Origin of the sequence: Streptomyces sp. NPDC001848 (genome assembly GCF_042891915.1) — a bacterium.
In the GTDB taxonomy this organism is placed as follows: Bacteria; Actinomycetota; Actinomycetes; order Streptomycetales; family Streptomycetaceae; genus Streptomyces.
This window is the reverse complement of the sequence record NZ_JBIATP010000044.1, coordinates 1-3,215: the sequence shown is the minus strand read 5'-3', so window position 1 is coordinate 3,215 and position 3,215 is coordinate 1. Positions and strand designations below refer to the sequence as shown.

3 protein-coding genes are annotated in these 3,215 nt (G+C 72.9%); all 3 read left to right on the top strand.

From position 1 onward, the window contains the following. Positions 1–441: alpha-glucosidase C-terminal domain-containing protein (locus ACFYZJ_RS39330; RefSeq protein ID WP_388577197.1), on the top strand; the 441-nt coding region annotated here is incomplete at its 5' end. Between the two features lie 87 nt (positions 442–528). Continuing rightward, on the top strand, positions 529–1,929 hold the full coding sequence (locus ACFYZJ_RS39325) for a maltokinase (RefSeq protein WP_388577194.1): 1,401 nt from the start codon (positions 529–531) through the stop codon (positions 1,927–1,929). 31 nt (positions 1,930–1,960) lie between these two features. Next, the coding region (locus ACFYZJ_RS39320; protein ID WP_388577191.1) for a histone H1-like repetitive region-containing protein at positions 1,961–3,215 on the top strand (1,255 nt) is incomplete at its 3' end.

Genomic DNA, 3,215 nt, shown 5'->3' with positions numbered 1-3,215 from the left:
TCCTCCTGCGACCCCGGCCGCCTGTTCCTGCCCACGATCATGGACCCCGTCTACGGCTACCAGGTCACCAACGTGGAGGCGTCGATGTCGTCGCCCTCCTCGCTGCTGCACTGGACCCGCCGGATGATCGAGATCCGCAAGCAGAACCCGGCCTTCGGACTGGGCTCCTACACCGAGTTGCCCTCGACGAACCCAGCAGTGCTCGCCTTCCTGCGGGAGGCCCCCTCGATCGAGGGAGAGGGGGACGACCTGGTGATGTGCGTGCACAACTTCTCCCGGTTCGCGCAGCCGACCGAGCTGGACCTGCGCCGGTTCGAGGGCCGGCACCCGGTGGAACTGATCGGCGGGGTCCGCTTCCCCGCCATCGGAGAACTGCCCTACCTGCTCACCCTCGCAGGCCACGGCTTCTACTGGTTCCGTCTCCGCAAGGACGTCGCCTAGTCGCCCGGTCGGGGCGGTTTCCCCCGCCCCGACCGGGGCACGCAGGCAAGTGACCCCCCGACCGCCCCCGGGGAAAGGACGCACTCCATGTCGGAAGCCGTCATCCGTCCCGCCACGACCCACCCCGGCCTGCTCGCCTCCCTCGATCCGCTGCTGCGGGAGTGGCTGCCCCGACAGCGCTGGTTCGCGGGCAAGGGACGGCCGGTCACCGGGTTCTCCCTGGTGGCGGCCACCGACCTGCTGCCGCCCGGCGGCCCGCTGGGGCTGGTCCACCTCCTCGTGCGGGCACACCAGCCGGAGACCCCGGCGCCGGGCGCCGTTCCCCGCCCCGGGGACTGCTACCAGCTGCTGATAGGCGTGCGCGAGGCACTGCCCCCGCACCTCGCGCCCGCGCTCATCGGGCATCTGGAGGACGGTCCGCTGGCAGAGCGGACGGTGTACGAGGCACTGTACGACCCCCGGGCCGCCACCGTGCTCCTGGAGGCGATCCGCAGCCGCGCCCACGTCGGCCTGCTCCGCTTCGCGGGGGACACGCGCCAGGAGATACCGGAGGGACTGGTCCCGCGACTGGTCACCTCCGAGCAGTCGAACTCGTCGATCGTCTACGGAGATACGTTCATCCTCAAACTCCTGCGCCGTGTGCTCCCGGGTGTCAACCCCGACCTCGAACTCCCGCTGGCTCTGGCGCGCGAGGGCTGCCCCCGGGTGCCCGCCCCGGCCGGCTGGCTGCTCGCCGACGTGGACGACCTGGAGGACCCGCACGTCCTGGCCGTGCTGCAGCCGTATGTGCGGGGCGCGACGGACGGCTGGGAGCTGGCGCTGCGCGAGCTGGCCAAGGGTGAGGACTTCACCGCCGAGGCGCGGTCGCTCGGGCGGGCGACGGCCGAGGTGCACACGGCGCTGGCCCGCGCCCTGCCCACGGTGACGTTCGGGCAGGCCCAGACAGGGCTGCTGGTCGACGGCATGACCGAGCGGCTGGAGGCGGCGGCCCAGTCGGTTCCGGCGCTGCGGCCGTACGCGCCCCGGCTGCGCTCCGCCTTCGAGGCGCTGGGCGACCTCGCCGCCGAGGGGCGTGTGTGGACCGCCCAGCGGGTGCACGGCGATCTGCACCTGGGTCAGTGCCTGCGCTCACCGTCCGGGGCGTGGTCACTGATCGACTTCGAGGGAGAGCCGTCGAAGCCGCTGGCCGAGCGCCGGATGCCCCAGCCGGTGGCGCGGGACATCGCCGGGATGCTGCGTTCCTTCGACTACGCGGCGCACTCGGCCGCCCCGGCGGACCCGCGGTGGGCCGCGGAGTGCCGGGCCGCCTACTGCTCCGGGTACGCGGAGGTCGCCGGGCGCGATCCGCGCACCGAACCCGTACTGCTGCGCGCGTACGAGACGGACAAGGCCGTCTACGAGGTCGTCTACGAGGCCCGCCACCGGCCCGACTGGCTCCCGGTGCCGATGGCGGCGATACGCCGCCTGTCCTCCGACCCCACACCATGACCCGTCATCGCCTGCCCAGGAGGCCCCTTCCGTGACCCCCCGTCCTCCGTCCGACGACAGCACGAAGAACAGCGCCGAGGGCCCCCGGCCGACGACCGGTGCGCAGCAGGCGGCAGCGGCTGCCTCCGAGCCGCCGACGGCCGGGAAGAAGAAGGCGGTGGCGAAGAAGGCGGCGACCGCGGCGAAGAAGGCCACGGCCAAGACAGCGGCCTCGAAGAAGGCGGTTGCCAAGAAGGCGGTCGCCAAGAAGACCGCGGCCAAGAAGACCGCCGCGAAGGCGACAGCGGCGAAGGCGACCGCGCCCGAGGTGGTCGCCGAAAAGACAGCGGCCGAAACAGCGGCCAAAAAGGCACCCGCCAAGAAGGCACCCGCACCCGCCAAGAAGACCGCGGCCAAGAAGACCGCAGCCAAGAAGGCGGTGGCGAAGAAGGCCGCCGCGAAGGAGGCGCCCGCGAAGAAGGCCGCCGTGGCGGACCCCTCGGCCGTGGCCGTGTCCCCCACTCTCGCGGCCGCCGACCGTGAGCGGCTGCTGGCCGGTACCCACCACGACCCGCACTCCGTGCTGGGCGCGCACGCCGTGCCCGGCGGTGTCGCCTTCCGGGCCTTCCGCCCGTACGCACTGTCCGTGACCGTCGTCGCCGGGGACGAGCGGGTCGAGCTGCACGACGACGGGGGCGGTTTCTTCTCCGGACTGCTGCCGGTGCCGGACGTCCCGGAGTACCGGTTGCTGGTCGCGTACGAGGGCACGGTCCAGGACACCGAGGACGCGTACCGTTTCCTGCCCACGCTCGGCGACCTCGACCTGCACCTGATCGGCGAGGGACGCCACGAGGAGCTGTGGAAGGCGCTCGGCGCCCACCCGCTGACCCACCAGGGCGTCGCCGGCACCCGCTTCTCGGTGTGGGCGCCGAACGCGCGCGGCGTGCGCGTGGCCGGCAGCTTCAACTTCTGGGACGGCACCGGCTTCCCGATGCGCTCGCTCGGCTCGAGCGGGGTGTGGGAGCTGTTCGTGCCCGGCATCGGCGAGGGCGAGCTGTACAAGTTCGAGATCACCCGCCCCGACGGCTCGCAGACGCTGCGCGCCGACCCGCTGGCTCGCCGTACGGAGGCCCCGCCGAACACGTCCTCGATCGTGCACGCCTCGCACCACGCGTGGGGGGACGGCGAGTGGATGGCCCGGCGGGCTGAGCGGCCGGTGCACGAGGCGCCGTTCTCGGTGTACGAGGTGCACCTGCCGTCCTGGCGGCCGGGGCTGACGTACCGGCAACTGGCCGAGCAGCTCCCCG